Origin of the sequence: Pseudomonas siliginis (assembly GCF_019145195.1) — a bacterium.
GTDB classification, from domain to species: domain Bacteria; phylum Pseudomonadota; class Gammaproteobacteria; order Pseudomonadales; family Pseudomonadaceae; genus Aquipseudomonas; species Aquipseudomonas siliginis.
The window spans coordinates 352,730-370,497 of the sequence record NZ_JAHSTW010000005.1; the positions used below are offsets into that span (position 1 = coordinate 352,730).

The 17,768-nt window shown below is 56.9% G+C and carries 19 protein-coding genes; 10 read left to right on the plus strand and 9 right to left on the minus strand.

Annotated features, from left to right (window positions below):
• The first annotated feature begins 436 nt into the window (after nt 1–436).
• The gene (locus KVG87_RS13000) at nt 437–1,975 is read left to right on the plus strand and encodes an NCS1 family nucleobase:cation symporter-1 (protein WP_217851021.1); all 1,539 of its coding nucleotides are present in this window, start codon (nt 437–439) and stop codon (nt 1,973–1,975) included.
• A gap of 55 nt (nt 1,976–2,030) precedes the next feature.
• A complete protein-coding gene (locus KVG87_RS13005) occupies nt 2,031–2,759 on the plus strand; it encodes an aspartate/glutamate racemase family protein (RefSeq protein ID WP_073473949.1) in 729 nt (242 codons plus the stop codon).
• 120 nt (nt 2,760–2,879) lie between these two features.
• Here the strand turns inward: KVG87_RS13005 and KVG87_RS13010 are convergent, their stop codons facing one another.
• Nucleotides 2,880–3,803, minus strand: coding sequence for a LysR family transcriptional regulator (locus KVG87_RS13010; RefSeq protein WP_217851023.1), 924 nt, complete (start codon nt 3,801–3,803; stop codon nt 2,880–2,882).
• Nucleotides 3,804–3,928: 125 nt separating this feature from the next.
• Here KVG87_RS13010 and KVG87_RS13015 point away from each other — a divergent pair, with 125 nt between their 5' ends.
• A complete protein-coding gene (locus KVG87_RS13015; protein WP_056784118.1) occupies nt 3,929–4,675 on the plus strand; it encodes a 3-oxoacyl-ACP reductase family protein in 747 nt (248 codons plus the stop codon).
• A gap of 62 nt (nt 4,676–4,737) precedes the next feature.
• Here KVG87_RS13015 and KVG87_RS13020 read toward each other — a convergent pair whose 3' ends face one another.
• Nucleotides 4,738–5,433: an HAD-IA family hydrolase gene (locus tag KVG87_RS13020; RefSeq protein ID WP_217851024.1), complete on the minus strand. Its 696-nt coding sequence runs from the start codon at nt 5,431–5,433 to the stop codon at nt 4,738–4,740.
• Nucleotides 5,434–5,672: 239 nt separating this feature from the next.
• On the opposite strand from KVG87_RS13020, the gene KVG87_RS13025 reads away from it, so the two are divergent.
• The 6 genes from KVG87_RS13025 to KVG87_RS13045 all read left to right on the plus strand — a co-directional run bounded on the left by KVG87_RS13025 (nt 5,673) and on the right by KVG87_RS13045 (nt 13,131).
• Nucleotides 5,673–10,529 carry an RHS repeat-associated core domain-containing protein gene (locus KVG87_RS13025; RefSeq protein WP_217851026.1) on the plus strand — a complete coding sequence of 1,619 codons (4,857 nt, stop codon included), beginning with the start codon at nt 5,673–5,675 and terminating at the stop codon, nt 10,527–10,529.
• Nucleotides 10,526–10,912 carry a hypothetical protein gene (locus tag KVG87_RS13030; protein WP_217851028.1) on the plus strand — a complete coding sequence of 129 codons (387 nt, stop codon included), beginning with the start codon at nt 10,526–10,528 and terminating at the stop codon, nt 10,910–10,912. The genes KVG87_RS13025 and KVG87_RS13030 overlap by 4 nt, the downstream gene beginning before the upstream one ends.
• Nucleotides 10,913–11,092: 180 nt before the next feature.
• Nucleotides 11,093–11,446, plus strand: coding sequence for an Imm50 family immunity protein (locus tag KVG87_RS26125; protein ID WP_225930875.1), 354 nt, complete (start codon nt 11,093–11,095; stop codon nt 11,444–11,446).
• Nucleotides 11,447–11,616: 170 nt separating this feature from the next.
• Nucleotides 11,617–12,030, plus strand: a complete 414-nt coding sequence (locus KVG87_RS13040) for a DUF6896 domain-containing protein (protein WP_217851032.1) — start codon at nt 11,617–11,619, stop codon at nt 12,028–12,030.
• Between the two features lie 300 nt (nt 12,031–12,330).
• Complete coding sequence (locus KVG87_RS26220) at nt 12,331–12,489, plus strand: DUF6896 domain-containing protein (protein WP_409037392.1); 159 nt, start codon at nt 12,331–12,333, stop codon at nt 12,487–12,489.
• 267 nt (nt 12,490–12,756) lie between these two features.
• Nucleotides 12,757–13,131: a UCP019853 family protein gene (locus tag KVG87_RS13045; RefSeq protein WP_217851035.1), complete on the plus strand. Its 375-nt coding sequence runs from the start codon at nt 12,757–12,759 to the stop codon at nt 13,129–13,131.
• A 68-nt stretch (nt 13,132–13,199) separates the two neighbouring features.
• Here KVG87_RS13045 and KVG87_RS13050 read toward each other — a convergent pair whose 3' ends face one another.
• The 4 genes from KVG87_RS13050 to KVG87_RS13065 form a co-directional block, all read right to left on the minus strand.
• A complete protein-coding gene (locus tag KVG87_RS13050; protein WP_016773805.1) occupies nt 13,200–13,367 on the minus strand; it encodes a hypothetical protein in 168 nt (55 codons plus the stop codon).
• Nucleotides 13,368–13,485: 118 nt separating this feature from the next.
• Nucleotides 13,486–13,905 carry a glycine zipper domain-containing protein gene (locus KVG87_RS13055; protein ID WP_024012287.1) on the minus strand — a complete coding sequence of 140 codons (420 nt, stop codon included), beginning with the start codon at nt 13,903–13,905 and terminating at the stop codon, nt 13,486–13,488.
• A 135-nt stretch (nt 13,906–14,040) separates the two neighbouring features.
• Nucleotides 14,041–14,412: a hypothetical protein gene (locus tag KVG87_RS13060; RefSeq protein WP_016773803.1), complete on the minus strand. Its 372-nt coding sequence runs from the start codon at nt 14,410–14,412 to the stop codon at nt 14,041–14,043.
• A gap of 300 nt (nt 14,413–14,712) precedes the next feature.
• Complete coding sequence (locus KVG87_RS13065; protein WP_024012286.1) at nt 14,713–14,901, minus strand: hypothetical protein; 189 nt, start codon at nt 14,899–14,901, stop codon at nt 14,713–14,715.
• A 221-nt stretch (nt 14,902–15,122) separates the two neighbouring features.
• Here KVG87_RS13065 and KVG87_RS13070 point away from each other — a divergent pair, with 221 nt between their 5' ends.
• On the plus strand, nt 15,123–15,401 hold the full coding sequence (locus KVG87_RS13070; RefSeq protein WP_217851037.1) for a hypothetical protein: 279 nt from the start codon (nt 15,123–15,125) through the stop codon (nt 15,399–15,401).
• Nucleotides 15,402–15,457: 56 nt separating this feature from the next.
• On the opposite strand, the gene KVG87_RS13075 is transcribed toward KVG87_RS13070, so the two are convergent.
• The 3 genes from KVG87_RS13075 to KVG87_RS13085 all read right to left on the minus strand — a co-directional run bounded on the left by KVG87_RS13075 (nt 15,458) and on the right by KVG87_RS13085 (nt 17,548).
• Complete coding sequence (locus KVG87_RS13075) at nt 15,458–15,778, minus strand: YbjQ family protein (RefSeq protein ID WP_016773801.1); 321 nt, start codon at nt 15,776–15,778, stop codon at nt 15,458–15,460.
• A 71-nt stretch (nt 15,779–15,849) separates the two neighbouring features.
• On the minus strand, nt 15,850–17,130 hold the full coding sequence (locus KVG87_RS13080) for a Y-family DNA polymerase (RefSeq protein ID WP_217851039.1): 1,281 nt from the start codon (nt 17,128–17,130) through the stop codon (nt 15,850–15,852).
• Nucleotides 17,117–17,548 carry a LexA family protein gene (locus KVG87_RS13085; RefSeq protein WP_217851041.1) on the minus strand — a complete coding sequence of 144 codons (432 nt, stop codon included), beginning with the start codon at nt 17,546–17,548 and terminating at the stop codon, nt 17,117–17,119. The genes KVG87_RS13080 and KVG87_RS13085 overlap by 14 nt, the downstream gene beginning before the upstream one ends.
• Between the last annotated feature and the right edge of the window lie 220 nt (nt 17,549–17,768).

A 17,768-nucleotide genomic window follows, 5' to 3' on the forward strand; every position in this document is an offset into this window, starting at 1 on the left:
GTACACAAGGTTGTCACCATCAGTGCCATTTATGTGTGCACTTTCAGTTCTGACGCCCTGAAAAGTTACACTCCCCAGCAGAATCCCCATCTGCTTGCCCCTCTGCAAAATCCCTCCCCTGAAAAAAATTCCTGTCCAATCGATCAATTTATATCGCCGGTTTTTCAGCGACTTATGCTGCATCGATAACTATTCGAAATGAGCGTGGCTGCCCATAGATTCATATCTGGCACAAATCTGGCTTTATCGCATACATGTTTTGTATACAAAACTGCAAAACATGCACACTTTCGATCCGCAAGCCTGAAGCGCCCTATCCCGTACAGGCTGCAGATGCCCCGTAACCAGTGATGTTTTCACCGTCGCGACGAAGATTTGTCGAGCCTGAGCGCTCATGCACAGTCATCGCGGTGGCGAACGTCAGGAGCCTGCCGGAATGCGTACAAGTCTTTCGAATAACATCGCGCTGAATCTGCCCTCCTCCACGCTCGATCAACCGTTGCCAGATGACGGGCTGAGCGAGCCGCTGCAACTGAGCCCGCGTCTGCACAACAGCGATCTGGCGCCGACCAAAGCCGAAGGCCGGCGTTGGGGCCAGTACAGCATCTTCGCCCTGTGGACGAACGACGTGCACAACATCGCCAACTACTCGTTCGCCATCGGCCTGTATGCGTTGGGCCTAGGCGGCTGGCAGATTCTGTTGTCGCTGGGGATTGGCGCGGCGCTGGTGTACTTCTTCATGAACCTGTCCGGGTACATGGGGCAGAAAACCGGGGTGCCGTTTCCGGTGATCAGCCGGATCAGTTTCGGCATCCACGGTGCGCAAATCCCTGCATTGATCAGGGCGGTTATCGCCATCGCCTGGTTCGGTATTCAGACGTATCTCGCCTCAGTGGTATTCCGCGTCTTGCTGACTGCCGTGCATCCGGGATTCGCTGAATACGATCACAACTCGATTCTCGGCCTGTCGACTCTGGGCTGGGTGTGCTTCGTTGCCATCTGGCTGGTACAACTGGCGATCCTTGCCTACGGCATGGAGATGGTGCGCCGTTACGAGGCATTTGCCGGGCCGGTGATTCTGCTGACCGTAGCCGCGCTCGCCGGGTGGATGTACTTCCAGGCCAACGCGACCATTGCCTGGTCGATCCGCGAGCCGCTGACCGGTGGCGAGATGTGGCGCAACATCTTTGCCGGCGGCGCGTTGTGGCTGGCGATTTACGGCACGCTGATCCTCAACTTCTGCGATTTCGCCCGTTCTTCGCCGTGCCGCAAAACCATCAAGGTGGGAAATTTCTGGGGCTTGCCGGTGAACATTCTGGTATTCGCCGCGATTACCGTGTTGCTGTGTGGCGCGCAGTTCCAGATCAACGGGCGAATCATCGAAAGCCCGACCGAAATCATCGCTTCGATCCCCAACACGTTCTTCCTGGTGCTCGGCTGCCTGGCTTTTCTGATCGTCACCGTCGCGGTGAACATCATGGCCAACTTCGTCGCCCCGGCGTTCGTCCTCAGCAACCTGGCGCCGAAGTACCTGACCTTCCGCCGCGCCGGGTTGATCAGCGCGACCATCGCTGTACTGATCCTGCCGTGGAACCTCTACAACAGCCCGCTGGTGATCGTGTATTTCCTGTCGGGCCTCGGCGCCCTGCTCGGCCCGCTGTACGGGGTGATCATGGTCGACTACTGGCTGATCCGCAAAGGCCGGATCAACGTGCCGCAGCTCTACAGCGAAGACCCCAACGGCGCTTATTACTACAGCCGTGGCATCAATTTCCGCGCGGTGGCGGCGTTTATTCCTGCAGCGCTGATCGCCATTGTCCTTGCGCTGGTGCCCGGCTTCCACAGCGTTTCGCCGTTCTCCTGGCTGATCGGTGCCGGCATCGCCGGCATGCTTTACCTGATCATCGCCAAGCGCCAGACCCATTACGCCGACGTCAGCGGCGAATGCATCGCTGTGGATAACGTCAGCCACTGATCCCTTCGCGGCCCGGTTTTCGGGCCGCACCACTGCCCGCAATAAGGATTTTTCCATGCGTATTCTCGTGGTCAACGTCAACACCACCGAATCCATCACCGACGCCATCGCCCGCTCGGCGCAGGCCGTCGCTTCACCCGGTACCGAAATCGTCGGCCTGACGCCGTACTTCGGTGCCGAATCGATTGAAGGCAATTTCGAAAGCTACCTGGCCGCCATCGCCGTGATGGACCGAGTGATGGCCTACGACCAACCATTCGATGCGGTGATCCAGGCCGGCTACGGCGAACATGGCCGCGAAGGCTTGCAGGAATTGCTCAACGTGCCAGTGGTGGACATCACCGATGCGGCGGCCAGCACCGCGATGTTCCTCGGCCATGCCTACTCGGTGGTGACCACGCTGGATCGCACCGTGCCGCTGATCGAGGATCGACTGAAATTGTCCGGTCTGTGGGATCGCTGTGCCTCAGTGCGCGCCAGTGGTCTGGCGGTTCTGGAGCTGGAACACGAACCGCAGCGCGCACTGGAAGCGATCGTGCAGCAGGCCGAACTGGCGGTGACCCAGGACAAGGCCGAGGTGATTTGCCTGGGCTGCGGCGGCATGGCCGGGCTGGACGAGCAGATCCGCCGGCGCACCGGCGTGCCGGTGGTGGATGGCGTGACAGCGGCGGTGACGATTGCCGAGTCGCTGGTGCGTTTGAAGTTGTCGACGTCGAAGGTGCGCACGTATGCCACGCCACGGCCGAAGAATATTGTTGGTTGGGCGGAGCGCTTTGCTCGCTGAGTTACCCATTCGAAACCGAGTTGCCCTTTTCGCGAGCAGGCTCGCTCCCACATTTGCACCGCGTCTCCCTGTGGGAGCGAGCCTGCTCGCGAATGAAAACGACTCGGTCCCAAGCCCTACTCAAATAGCACTGAACCGACGCCCCAGTGCCCGCTCAGCAAACTGTTCAATCACGAAATCCACAAACGCCCGGGTCTTGCCCGGCAACAATTTGTGCTCGGCGTAATAGATCGAAATGTTGCCGTCATCGACAAACCAGTCCGGCAGCACTCGCTGCAGTGTCCCCGCCTGAAGATACGGCTCCGCAAACGGCATGCTCACCAATGCGATCCCCAGACCTTGCATCGCGGTTGCACAGGCAGCCTCGGAATCACTCATGGTCATCCGCGCCCGCAACGTCAGCGGACTGTGTTGCTGATCGCGGTGAGTCAGTTGCCAGGAACGCACGCGCCCGGTCTGCGGTGAGCGAATCAGAATGCCGTCGTGTTGCCTGAGGTCATCGGGATGGCTGATCGGCGCACGTTTTTGCAGATAATCCTGCGATGCCACGAGTACCCGGTGCGCCGGTGCCAGCCTGCGCGCAACCACGCCTTGCGGCAGTTCAAAGCCGCCGCCAATCGCCGCGTCGAAGCCCTGCCCGATCAGATCGACTTGGCGGTTATCGAAATGCCAGTCCGGGTTGATCGCCGGATAACGCCGCAGAAACTCACCGAGCAGCGGCACGATATATAGACGGCCGAACACCGTACCCATGCTGACTTTCAGCGTGCCGGCGGGTTGTCCTCCGGCACTGGCCAGATTGGCCACGGCATTCTGGATGGTGGTCAGGCTGGCGCTGACTTCACTCAAAAACAGCTGCCCCGCTTCGGTCAGGGTCAGGCTGCGTGTACTACGCTGGAACAGCCGCACGCCGAGCCGCGCCTCCAGTTTCGCCACGCTCTTGCCGACCGCCGCCGGGGTCAGGCTCAAACGTCGCGCGGCTTCGGCAAAGCTGCCAACTTCGGCGCTGCGCACAAAGCATTCGATACTGCTGAACGTTTCCATGATCGCCACTATAAACTTCTGGTTTACACAGACTATAGCAATCATGGTCTACCCGGTTGTCGATGCCACGCCGATACTCGGTACCAACACCAAGGCATTCCGCCTTGAACACTTGGAGATCGAACATGACCACTCAACACCTCAGCGGCAAAGTCGCTCTGATTCAAGGCGGTTCGCGCGGCATCGGCGCAGCCATCGTCAAACGTCTGGCCGCTGAAGGCGCCGCTGTCGCTTTCACCTACGTCAGCTCCGCCGCCAAAGCTGAAGAACTGCAGAACAGCATCACTGGCAACGGCGGCAAAGCCCTGGCGATCAAGGCTGACAGCGCCGATGCCAGCGCGATTCGCCACGCCGTCAGCGCCACCGTCGAAGCGTTTGGCCGGCTGGACATTCTGGTCAACAACGCCGGCGTGCTGGCTATCGCGCCGCTGGAAGATTTCAAACTCGAAGATTTCGATCAGACTTTGGCCATCAACGTGCGCAGCGTGTTCATTGCTTCGCAGGAAGCGGCGAAACACATGGGCGAAGGCTCGCGGATCATCAACATCGGCAGCACCAACGCCGACCGCATGCCCTTCGGCGGTGGCGGCGTGTACGCGATGAGCAAGTCGGCACTGGTCGGCCTGACCAAAGGCCTGGCCCGCGACCTCGGCCCACGCGGTATCACCATCAACAACGTGCAACCTGGCCCGGTCGACACCGACATGAACCCGGCCCATGGCGAATTCGCCGACAGCCTGATCCCGCTGATGGCCGTGGGTCGTTACGGCACCGCCGATGAAATCGCCAGCTTCGTCGCCTACCTGGCCGGGCCGGAAGCTGGTTACATCACCGGTGCCAGCCTGACCATCGACGGTGGTTTCGGCGCCTGACAGACCGGCAAGAAAAAACGCCGCCCTTCTTTATAGCAAGGGCGGCGTTTTCGTGTGAACGGTCAAGCCAGTTCCAGCGTCGGCAGGCCAAAGGCGCTGGGCATAAATGCTTTCAGCGAACGAATAATGCCGTCAGCGTGGGCATATTTCTCATCGGCCATCGCCGCGTCGGGGATGGCGATTGCGGTCATGCCTGCCGCTTTCGCGGCGGTGACGCCGAACGGCGAATCCTCGAACACCAGACAATCCCCGGGTGCGACGCCCAGACGCCTGGCAGCGGTGAGGAAAATATCCGGCGCCGGTTTGGCCGCGCCGACTTCCGGATCGTCCGCCGTGACGATGAAATCGAACAGCGCAAACCAGTCGCGATGCAAAGTGGTTTTCTGCCCGAACGACTGGCGCGATGAACTGGTGCCCACCGCAATCGGGATGTTGTGCGCCTTGAGGTGACGCACCAGCGCTTCGGCCCCCGGCATCGCTTGCGCCTTGGGGAAACGCTCGCGCATCAGCGGCTCGCGGATCTGCAGAAATTCTTCCGGAGTGATCGGTAGTTCCAGCGCCTGCACCACGTAGTTGGCCAGATCATTGGCACCGCGACCAATGATGTTCTGCTTGACGCTCCAGTCGAAGGTTTTCCCGTAGCGCCCGGCAATCAGCGAGGTGACCTCGGTGTAAATGCCCTCGGTGTCGAGCAGCAAACCGTCCATATCGAAAATCACGGCCTTGATCGGGCCGAACGTCTTCAGCGGTGCATTCATCATCGGATCCGTTAACAAAGACATCCCGGGCGACAGGCAACGTGCCGCAACGCGGATCTGATTAATGGGTTCAGCAGCATAGCGAGGCCGATGGACATTGAGCAACGGGCAATGCCATCGACGCCTTTGCGCATTTAGCGAAAACTCCTACAGACACTGCCTACTTCCCCGACTTCTTTCCTTTTTGATCCCCCGCAAAGTCCGCGCTCCCGTTTCTTCATATGCGCGAGCGACTGCGAATGTTTCAACCCGATCAGCTCCTGGCCCTGAACAACAGCATCGGACTGCTGGTGGTGGCCGCCCTGAATCCGAAGCAGCCAGATTTTGAAGCGCTGATCGACGAGTTCCGCCTGTGCCTGAACAACTACGACGCCTGGGCCGAGCAGTTCTGGACCGGGACCGCGCTGGACATCGAGCAGGTGTTCAAGGTTGGCAATGACTTACAGCTGAGCGCGCCGATCACCTCGCGCGCACCTGTCAGCTCATCGGTAGTCATGTGTCCGGCCAACGGGCCGCTGACCCTGGTGCATCTGTTTGAAGCAGCGCGATTCGTGCCGATCGGCGACACCCCGGTGACCCTCGAACCGCTGCTCAGCGACGTCGACGGCGTGCTGACCTTCGGCGAACCAAAGCGCTACACCATTGGCCCGAGCGGGATCCTCGAGGTGACCGATTGCATGCGCGACCAGCGCTATCGCGTCACCTTCTTTCCCTACGTTTCCTCCGCCCATGTCCGCGCCCTGTATGCCTCTTATGAAGGAGTCATCGCCGGTCTTGAAGGTTGGCTGCGCGCCGAGTGGACAGGCTTTCAGCCGCAATGGACGGAGTTTTCCAGCGCCGGTTTTCTCGATCGTTACGGGCAGTTGCAGCGGGCCGATTGGCGCGGTCTGGAAAAAGCCCTGAATGGCGTCTGGGATGACATTCAACAGCTGTTTGCCCTCCTCGCCGACCTGCAGGAGCACAGCGCAAAGCTCCTCGAATATCTGAGCGAAGTCGAACTCGAGGCGCTGCTTGCCGCTTCAAACGAAGCGATCGCCAACGCCTTGTTGATGCTCAGCGACGAGCCGTTGTTGTTCATTCATCTGGCCGCGTTCACCAGTTGGCTGAAGATGCTGCCGCCGCAATACCTCGCCGAGGTGGTGGCCGAAGTTCGCACCGAGTTGCTGATCAGCTTCCTGTTGATGCGCGTGGCGGGCGGTGCCGGCGTATCGCTGCGTTTGAGCAGCAAGGTCCTGGCGAAAGTCAAGTCGCCACGGGCGCGAGAGTGGCTGGCCGCCTCAGCCTTGCGTCTGGCTGAGCTGACTTCAACACCGGAACTCAAACAGCACGCGAGCACGCTGAAGCCGCTGATGTTTCATGCGCGCGAGGTGGAGCTGAAGCCGACGCCATCGATTCCGCTGAACATTCGCCAGGCCGACGCGGTGGTATTGAGCGTGCCGAATCCGGCGCCGCTCGCGCGGGAAAAATCCCAGGGCATGGCCCGCCTTGAGCGCCACGAGCCCCACGACGACGCGCCCGACCAAGCAAAGAACCCCAACGGCGACGCCGCCGATTGCGTGCCCAATACCTGCAAAAACGGCTGCCCGGTGTCGATGGTCACCGGCGAAGAACTGCTGACCCTGACCGACGCCGTGCTCGATGGCGTGTTGCCCTTCGAGTTCACCCGCTTGTACCGCAGCAGCGCGGTCGAGATCGACATCGGCCTGGGTTTCGGCTGGAGCCATACGCTGGCCCATCGCCTGTCCTTCGACGGCGATGGCGTGATCTGGATCGACCACGAGAACCGCCGCACTCGGTTTCCCCTGCCCAACGTCGCGCGTCCAGCGATTCACAACAGCCTGTCGCGGGCGGCGATCTTTCTCGGTGATGAGCCGGAAGAGTTGATTCTGGCTCTGGCCGGCGACAGCGCGCGGTTCTATCACTTTCGCGCCGGCCGGCTGACGGCGATCAGCGATGTCTACGGCAATCGTCTGACCCTGCAACGGGATCGCTCCGACCGCATTCAGCGTCTGGACAACGGCGCCGGCCGCTCATTGCTGTTGCGTTATGACCGCGCGCAACTGGTGGCGGTCGAGTATCAGGTGTTCGTTCAGGGCGAGTGGACCACCGAGCAGAACCTCGCCACCTACAGCTTCGACGCCCGGCAACGCCTGCTGGTCGCGACCAATGCGGTCGGCGACAGCGAGCGCTACGACTACGACGACCACCACGTCATCCTCCAGCGCCAGCTGACTGGCGGCGCGAGCTTCTTCTGGGAGTGGCAGCGCGAGGGCAAAGCCGCCCGCTGCGTGCGCCACTGGGCGTCGTTCTCGCAGATGAACACCCGTTACGTCTGGAACGATGACGACGCCAGCGTGACCGTGCATTACGTCGACGGCACCGAAGAAGTCTACGTCCACGACGAGCGCGCACGGCTGGTGCGCCAGGTCGCGGCCGATGGCGGCGAGCAGCTCAAGGCCTATGACCAGCAGGGGCGCTTGATCGCCGAGCAGGATGCGTTGGGCGCGGTTACTGAATACCGCTACGACGAACTCGGACGGCTGATCGCGCTGATTCCGCCGGACGATGCACCAACGTCCTACGAGTACCGCAACGGTTTTCTCTACAAGCGTTGCCGTGGTGATGCGGTGTGGATCTATCGGCGCAACGCTGAAGGCGCCGTCACCGAAGCGGTCGATCCCGACGGCCAGGTCACCCATTACTACTACAACCTGCGCGGGCAGTTGTTGTCGCTGCGTTATCCGGACAGCAGCCGCCACCGCTGGGTGTGGAACGAGCTGGGCCAGCTCATCGAAGAAACCCTGCCCGATGGCGGCGTGCGGCGCTTTTCCTACGATGCGCTGGGACGGCGGATTACCACCCAGGACGAATTTGGTGTCGTCAGCCGTCAGCAGTGGGACGCGGCCGGCCGACTGATCCTGACGACTTCTCCTACGGGCAGCACGCGCGCCTACAGCTACGGCGCTTACGGCCAAATCACCGCTGAGCGCGACGAACTGGGGCGCATCACCCGCTACGAATATGACGACGACCTGCACCTGGTCTCGCGGCGGATCAATCCTGACGGCACCCGCGTGCAGTATCGCTATGACCATGCGCGGCTGTTGCTGACCGAGATTGAAAACGAATCGGGCGAAAAATACCGACTGGATTACACGCCGACCGGATTGATCCGACAGGAAACCGGGTTTGATGGGCGGCGCACGGCTTATGCCTACGACCTTAATGGTCATTTGCTGGAGAAGACCGAGTTTGGTGATTTCGGCCCCAGTCTGGTCACCCACTATGAGCGCGACAAGGCCGGGCGTTTGCTGGTCAAAACTCTGCCAGATGGGCTCAAAGCTCGCTACGACTACGACCGCCTCGGGCGCTTGGTTGCCGTTGATGACGGGCAAAACCATCCGCTGGCCTTCGAGTACGACCGTCAGGACCGGCTGATCACCGAGCATCAGGGCTGGGGCACCTTGCGCTACGCCTATGACGCCTGCGGTCAGCTCAAACGCCTGCGCCTGCCGGACAACAGCAAGCTCGATTATCACTACGCCAAGGGCGGTGCGCTGAGCGCCATCGACCTTAACGGCACGCCGCTCACGCGCCACGTCTACCAGTCCGGTCGCGAACAGCAACGCCAGCAAGGCTTGCTGCTCAGCGAATACTCCTACGACGATCAGGGCCGCTTGCTCGCCCACGCTGTAGGCCATCGCCACGCCTCGCTGTACCGCCGCGATTATGCCTACAGCGCCAACGGCAATCTTGAGCACATTGCTGACAGCCGCCACGGCCAGCGCACCTACGGCTACGACGCCCTCGACCGGTTGATCCGCGTCCGTCACTCGCGCGACGAACTGCCCGAATCCTTCGCCCACGACCTGGCGGGCAACCTGCTGATGCAGGACCGCCCCGGTCCTGCGCAGATCAAGGGCAACCGCCTGCTGATGCAAGGCGACCGCCATTACGACTACGACGCCTTCGGCAACCTGATCCGCGAACGCCGAGGCCACGGCCAGACCCTGGTCACCGAATACCGCTACGACTGCCAGCACCGCCTGATCGGCCTGACCCGCCCCGACGGCCAGACCGCCACTTATCAATACGACGCCTTCGGTCGCCGCATCCGCAAAACAATCGACGGCGCCGTCACCGAATTCTTCTGGCAAGGCGAACACCTCGTCGCCGAAAGCAGCGCCACGCAATACCGCAGCTTCCTCTACGAACCCGGCACCTTCCGCCCGTTGGCGATGCTCGACGGCAAAGGCCCGAAAAAAGCCTGCCCGTTCTACTACCAACTCGACCACCTCGGCACCCCGCAGGAACTCACCGACTACAGCGGCGAAATCGTCTGGTCCGCGCAATACGACGCCTACGGCAAAGTCGCCGCAGTCACCCTCGCTGGCGAAGACTACCTCGACCAACCGCTGCGTTTTCAGGGGCAGTACTTCGATGTTGAAAGTGGCCTGCATTACAACCGACATCGGTATTACGACCCGAGGCTTGGGCGGTATTTAACGCCGGACCCGGTGAAGCTGGCGGGTGGGTTGAATCAGTACCAGTACGTGCCGAATCCGACGGGGTGGGTGGATCCGTTGGGGTTGACGTCCAATTGCCCACCGCCGAAGAAGCCTGGGTGTGAGGTTCCGGGGGCGAGTGATAGGGTTAAGGTTGATGAGGGGGAGCCTGATGCACCAGCGCCTAAGAAAAAGCAGGAATATCTGTACCGAGGAGATTCAAGAGACCCGTCCGATGTTTTTGTGAACGGATTCAAAAGCAAGGGAGACAGCGAGGACTTATTCCTCCACTCCATTGATAGCGATTTTCCTCCAAGCGGCTTTATCAGCACCTCCCCCTCTCGAGACGTGGGAAAAGAGTTTGCTACCAGCTTTTTTACAAAAACCGGGTTTCTTTATACTTTGAAGAGAGTCAATGGCTATGATTTGAAGCAAGAATTAGGAAACCGATACAAATTTTCCCGAGAACAGGAATACGCCGTCCCAAAAATCATCAAAAACGAAGATATTCTAGGCGCCACGATAATTATTGATGATGGGCGTGACTTTGGTTACTCCATCCCGAATCCATATAGGAAAATTGACAAATGATTTCGGAATTCACAATTATCGTAGAAAAAGAATATGCAATCAAAGATGTAGTTCTGATTTGCGACAGCGAGAAAATAAGCATAACTCTAAACCTGGACGGTTTATCGCCAAAAACATACGCCGGCAAAAATTTTTATCATTGTTTCGGTTTGATCCGAAAGGACAACCCTCTAGTAACTTTTTTTTGCAAAGGCTCAAAGCTAAATGTTCACCCCTCGAGCTTATCATCACAAATGTCTCTTGGATTAAAAGCTTATGAATTGACAAATGGAGCAGAACCATCACTAAAAGACGTAGTGTCGATATTTGACTACGAAAATGAAAACCTAACAAACTCGCCAGAATTACAGAGGGAATTTTTCTTACAGTGGATAGGGACTTAGGGGAAGAACGACATATCTCGTGACGACAGAATGGACAAATGGCGCCCATGTGAATATTTAGAAAAACGCAGGCCGAGCATTAACCAACACTACATGAAGACGCTTTCTAGAAATAGATCGACAGAGTAAAAGAAACACATGAAATACTGGAATGAGATAAATGGCAGCAAATTCTTCAATATGGTCTTCAGCCGAAATATACCTATCGGAGAGATTAAACTCTTCACTCTAAACATAGACAATAATCTTTCAACACTGACTCTGGCATTTGACATCAGAGAAATTCCAGACACGCCTCCGAAGACGTGGGAATCCATAGAATACAATGCTTGCCGCATAGGGATGACGTGCAGTGAAGTTACAAGCTTGACGACATCCAATCTCCCCACACGGGAAAAATTTCAATTATCCATTCAAACTATTGAGAGCAGGCACTTAGTTTGCGTTGCATCAGAGACTTCCGAGATAAAATTCATTACATCATCATTGAGATTAAGAGAACCTAGCATCTACTTAACAGAGTCACTTTTCTAAACATCACGCATCAAACACTCCTCGCGCATCGCCTGCAAGACCAAAAGCAATATCACCAAGGCTGAAAATCACTACCACCCCAAAGAGCACTCAGCAATTTTTAAACAATAAAAATGCAATCCAGCCAGCCAAATCATTGGACTAGATATTTCGCAAAACCGGAGAAAAAAATGAGTGACCAAGATCAAACTTTGGATACCCTGATACATGACTTTACTTCTATGGTAGAGACAAGCACGCTTATATTTGAAAAAAAATTTGGCACTCGGGACATTCGAAGGCTTTGGCATACTAGGGCAATAAAGCGTCGCGGGAGAGTCACTCGAGGCGTTAAATATGAACTGCACGGCATTGGCTGCCGCATTAATCTATCGACAGGAACTGTAGATTTTGACTATGGGCCTAATGGTGAAATCAATGGGTTTGACATTCGCCGCTTATACTTCTTTGCTTGTGAAAGACCATCTAAATATAGAAAATACTGCGACAAAAAAATAATCGAAAAAGAATTCGCCGAATACATAGATCTAAAAAAAATCAAGAAAATTTCCTTAATTAGCAACTTGTATATATGGACCAACTGAAAAAAACGAATAGACCGAAACACATAAAATCCCCCTGACTTCCGCACCTGCTTGTGAGACAAACACCAAAATTCACAACGTAAAAATCATTAGAAATATTTGGGAAACCATTTTTGAGACAAGAGTGAATGAAACATGTCAGCCTAAAAAGACTCGATATCGATCGACTGGATGACAATAGAAAAACATGAGTAACAATATGATGCATCTCGAAGACTTGATCAAAGGCTTCCTCAGCAAAGTTGAAGAAGGAACAACGCTATTACAAGAAAAATTTGGCACTCGAAACATCCTAAGACTTTGGGGAGCGGCAAAATAGAAAGTTGCGGAGAAGTCATCGATGGCGTTGAATATGAACTACACGGCATAGGCTGTGCTATTCATTTTCCCACTGAATCAGTGGATTTCGATTACGGTTCGAATAACAGGATCGATGGTTTTGATGAGTGGCGCCTTTAAATGTACGCCACCGACAGACCTGAAGAGTACAAAAAATACACTGACATAAATTTTCTTGAGAGCGAGTTCAAGTCTTATATAGGCTCAGGCAGAATCAAAAAAATATCGCCCTCCGATGACCTCTATGAATTAATCGACCCGCCGGAAAACCTCTGAAAACGAGACTTAAGCGCCTGCTGACTCAGGCCATAATGGCAAAGTCCAACTCATAAAAAACTTCACTGATCACCTCAATCCTCTGAAAGAAAACGAGAGCATGGCTCGCAGATGACTAAGAAATATCCCGCGCATATTGTAGAGATCGACCCAATCATCGAAGAAATGGTCCTACTCAGCATCAACGGTGTGACTGTGAGATGCTTCGCAGGCCACTGCCCGTCAGTAATCGAAGTAGGTGAGACCTACTCAGCCGAGTTCGAAATGGTGCTGCCGGACGAAATAGACATCTCAAAATGTGATGGCAGCGAAACACGTGTCAAGATGATTGACAATGGTTTCTCATGCGAGATCCAGGGGCGCTTAGAAGGCGATACGCTCAAGTCATTCGTCGAATTTGCGGATCAAGATATCCACTTCGATTTTCCGCACCTCAATGGTCAGTTTGTAAAAATCAGAGCACAAAGAATCGACGTATCATTCTGAGGAACAGATTTTCTGTAGGGCCTGCTGAGCCAGGCCCTTAAACCATCATTCAAAACCTCAACCCCACCTCACTGCTCATCCCCATCCTCCTCATACTCCATATCCGCCTCATCCGCATCATTCAACGGCACCGTCGCATCATCCATCAGCGACCCGGGATCTTCATTCCCCGGATCATTGATAAATGGCAATCCACTCGGGCCCTTCTCTTCTTTGCCTTCGGTTTCAGGAGTCATGGCGCACCTCTTGCTCGTGTGGGATATATGACGTTCGAAAAGCCCTATCGCCAATCGTTCCTCCGCCTGACGGCCAGACACGAAAAACCCGGCGCCAGGCCGGGTTTTCGTTGATCAATCAGCGATGTTTATTTTTGTGTTTGTTCTTGTGCTTGTGACCGCCGGAATGAGATCCGCCGTCGTCGTCGCCAAGATTGTTACCTACCGCGCCGCCTGCTGCGCCGCCCAGGCCCGCGCCAATGGCGGAGCCGGTGGAGCCGCCGAGGCTGTTGCCGACGACCGAGCCGCCTGCCGCGCCAAGGCCGCCGCCAATCGCGGCTTCGGTGCGGTTACGTTTGTTCGCGCCGACGGCACTGCCGGCCGCGCCGCCAACACCTGCGCCGACCGCTGCGCCCGTGCTGCCGCCAAGTTGTCCGCCAACCACATTACCCAGCGCACCGCCGAGACCACCGCCTACGGCAGCGGTGCCGTCTCCGGCCGCCATCGCGCCCTGCGCCACGACCAAGCCAAAAAACAGTGCAGATAATGACAATCGCATATGAACCTCGCAGTTCCCGAATCGGGACAGTCCGCCCAAGCGGGGCGTATGCAGATTGGAGATGATTTCGCACGAAACGTTCAGCCATGAAAAAGCCCGACATCGAGTCGGGCTTTTTCTGACAGGCCGTCAGCCTCAGTGGCGCTTGTGACCTTTGCCCAGGTTGCTGCCGACGGCACCGCCGGCCGCGCCGCCCAGACCTGCACCGATGGTGGCGCCGTTGCGGCCGCCCAGGCTGTTGCCGATCACCGAGCCACCGGCTGCACCGACACCGCCGCCGATCGCCGCTTTGGTGCGGCTGCCCTTGCGTGCGGCGACTGCGCTGCCCGCTGCGCCCGCGACGCCAGCGCCAATGGCGGCACCGGTGCTGCCGCCCATTTTCTGACCGACCACGTTACCCAGCGCGCCACCCAAGCCACCGCCCAGCGCCGCGGTGCCATCACCGGCAGCCATCGCACCTTGAGCAACCAGAAGGCCAAGAACCAGAGCAGGCAGTGTTAAACGCATGACGAAAACCTCAAATAAACGGGATGACGAGAAGGAGCGGGATTTAATGCGCTCGGCGCAGGAAAGTCCAGACGCGGGCGGCAGCGTCGTTTGGACCGCAATCAGGGAAAAGGTTTTATGCCGGGCAAAAAAAAGCCCGCTGGGGAGACGGGCTGGAGACTTGCTTTCTAACGGATGGCTTCACACTACGTTGGCCAACGTGAAAAGTTTGTGAAAAAAAACCGACATTAATGTCAACGCCCGCCCCCTCATTCTTGCGCACATAAAAAACCCCGTTCAGTGACGGGGTACGGGATGAAATCACTTTCTGGTCCTTGCCGTGACCTTCGGCAGGAATTTCGCTTTCGGCCCTTTGGGGGCCGTGGATTTGATTTTGCCGATGCTGACCGGATCCTCGCCAAACCCCGACTGATACTCCGACTGACCGCAGCGCACACAGTTGTTGAATGAAAACTCAGCGCCATCATCTTCGATAAATGGACCTGACATAGACTCTCCCCTACGCAACCGGGCCGACACCGGCAAAACAGTTTTGCCTGAAAAATATCGTCCCTCAGCGCTTTTGAGACTAGCCGGTCACTACTGGACTTGCTGTTCAGAAAGGCTGATCACCGACGAATGGAAAAAAGTGTCGCGAGCGATCATTCGCTAAAGATTTCCATCGAACGGCCGCTGCCCTTATTCCTACCAATGAATCTCAAGGAGAGATCATGCAGATCAATGGATTCCCGAACATGCCAGTCGTAAAACTCACGGACGAGCAGATCGCTGCCGGCAAGGCCGGTGCGGAAAAACTCAAGGAAAAGATCGCCTCGGGTGAAATCACCATCAAATACCCGGACAAACCGCTTCTGCAGCCGGGCGTCGTCTACCATCCCAGCGAGCCCGCACCATCGGCGCAGCCTGACGGGACACCGCCCCTCGTTGCCATCGATACACCGCTGACCTATGACTCAAGAGGCGCTGTGTTGCTCAAGCCTCGAGGCTGATAGACGCGAAAAAAGCCCATTCCTCGTGCGAGTGGGCTTTGCCTTCAACGCAATGATCAACGCAGCTTCACCGCCGTTCCGGTGACAAACACCACGACCATGCCACCCTTGCCTGCCGGCATGCTGATCTCGAAGTCCACGCCGACCACCGCGTCAGCCTGCAATGCCCGCGCTCGATCTTTCAGTTCGTCGGTTGCCTGAATGCGTGCTTCTTTAAGAGCCCGCTCCAACGTCTGCGAGCGCCCGCCAAAGAAGTCGCGCATGCCGGCGAACATATCGCGGATCACGTTGACCCCTTGCACAGACTCGGCGCTGACAATGTCCAGATAGGCCGTGATCTGCCGCCCCTCGACGGAATGAGTGGTGGAAATGATCATGAAAGTCGTCCTTTTACTGCAAAAGTGAAGGCGGCGATTGTAGCGCGGCACCAGACCTGGCACCTGTGGATTCAATTACATTTAACGACCCACAATTGATCCAGCTTCGTCGTAAAACTCGAACTCATCATCTCCCGCCGCATGCCCCAGGCCGGATCCGCCGGCACACTCCCCGCTCGCAACGTTCCATGCCCCCAGCGTCGATTAATCTGGTCCAGCACCCCCATCACCTTCTCCGCTGTCTGCGGTTGCGACTGAGCAAACAAGTCTTCGGTAAACTCTCCGGGCTGCCGAAGATCCATCAATAACACTTCAGCCTTGCTGTACTTGAATCCCGGCCGGAACAATCGATCGATCGCTTCGCTCGCAACCTTGCTCAGCAATCGCACATCATTGGTCGGATAAGGCAACTCGATCAGCGCGCCATTGGCGTACTTCGCCTCTTCCGGATTGAACATGCCGGTGCGGATACTCACGCGGATCTTTTTGCACAGCGAATTCTGCGCGCGCAGCTTTTCCGCCGCTCGATGCACATAAGTAGCAACGGCTTCCTTGATCGGCTCGATGGTAGTCAAACGGTTGCCAAACATGCGGCTGCTGCAGATTTCCTGCTTCGGCGGTTCTGTTTCCGACAGTTCCAGACAGGATGTGCCACCCAGTTCGCGCGCGGTCTTCTCGATCACCACGCTGAACTTGCGCCGCAGTGTCCATGGATCGGCCCTCGCCAGGTCCATCGCGCTGCTGATCTGCATGCTTTCCAGATGAGCTTTCATCCGCCGCCCGACGCCCCACACTTCACCGACATCGGTATTGCGCAGCACCCAGTCGCGTTTGGACGGATCGCAGATGTCGACCACGCCGCCGGTGTGCGCCTGTAGGCGCTTCGCAGTGTGGTTGGCGAGCTTGGCCAGCGTTTTCGTCGGGGCGATGCCGACGCCGACCGGGATGCCGGTGCGTTTATAAACGGCGGAGCGGATGGTTCGGCCAAAACCTGTCAGGTCCCCAGGAATGCCGCTGAGATCGGCGAACGCCTCATCAATGCTATAAACCTCGACCGCCGGCACCATGGATTCGATGATCGTCATCACCCGTTCGCTCATGTCGCCGTACAACGCGTAATTACTGCTGAACACCTGAATGCCGTGGCGGCGCAGATCATCACGAATCTGAAAGTACGGCGCGCCCATTTTCACAAAAGGTTTGGCATCGTAGCTGCGCGCGATCACGCAGCCATCGTTATTGCTCAGCACGACAATCGGCGTCTTCGCCAGATCGGGCCGGAAAACTCGCTCACAGCTGGCATAGAAGCTGTTGCAATCGATCAGCGCGAAAATCTGCTCACGATTTGCCATGGTCGCGCACGCTGTAAGTCACCACACCCCAGATCACCAGCTCATCCCCTTCCATCACGTAGCGAGGCGGGTATTTACTGTTGGCCGAAAGAAGGATGACGGTGTTGTCGCGCATGTGCAGGCGCTTGCAGATGGGTTCGGAGTTGAGACCGGCGATGACAATATCGCCGTGCTCGGCATTCAAGCTGCGATCAACAATCACCAGATCACCGCAAAATATCCCGGCGTCCTGCATGCTCTCGCCTTCGATCTTCGCCAGATAAACGTGCGGTGCACGAATATCAAAAACCTCGTCCAGAGAGATGTGCTTTTCAATGTGATCAGCCGCAGGCGAAGGAAAACCGGCGGGAATCCGAAACGAATACAGCGCAAGCTGTTCGCCCGCGCCTGACAAAGGGCCGAGGATGGTGACGCTCATGATACGAACCTGATAGTGAATTTACTGTATACGCATACAGTAAACTCGGGACGGTTCGGAGGGTCAATGAGGCGTGTAGGAGATTTCGACGGGTGACAGGGTTTTGTATAGCTTTGGAGAGAGAATGATCACCAAAACACATTTCATGGATGCCGAGCACCAACGGTCCCATATGACCATTTTCCAGACACCAAAAACCACAAACCCCCGATTTTCTCTA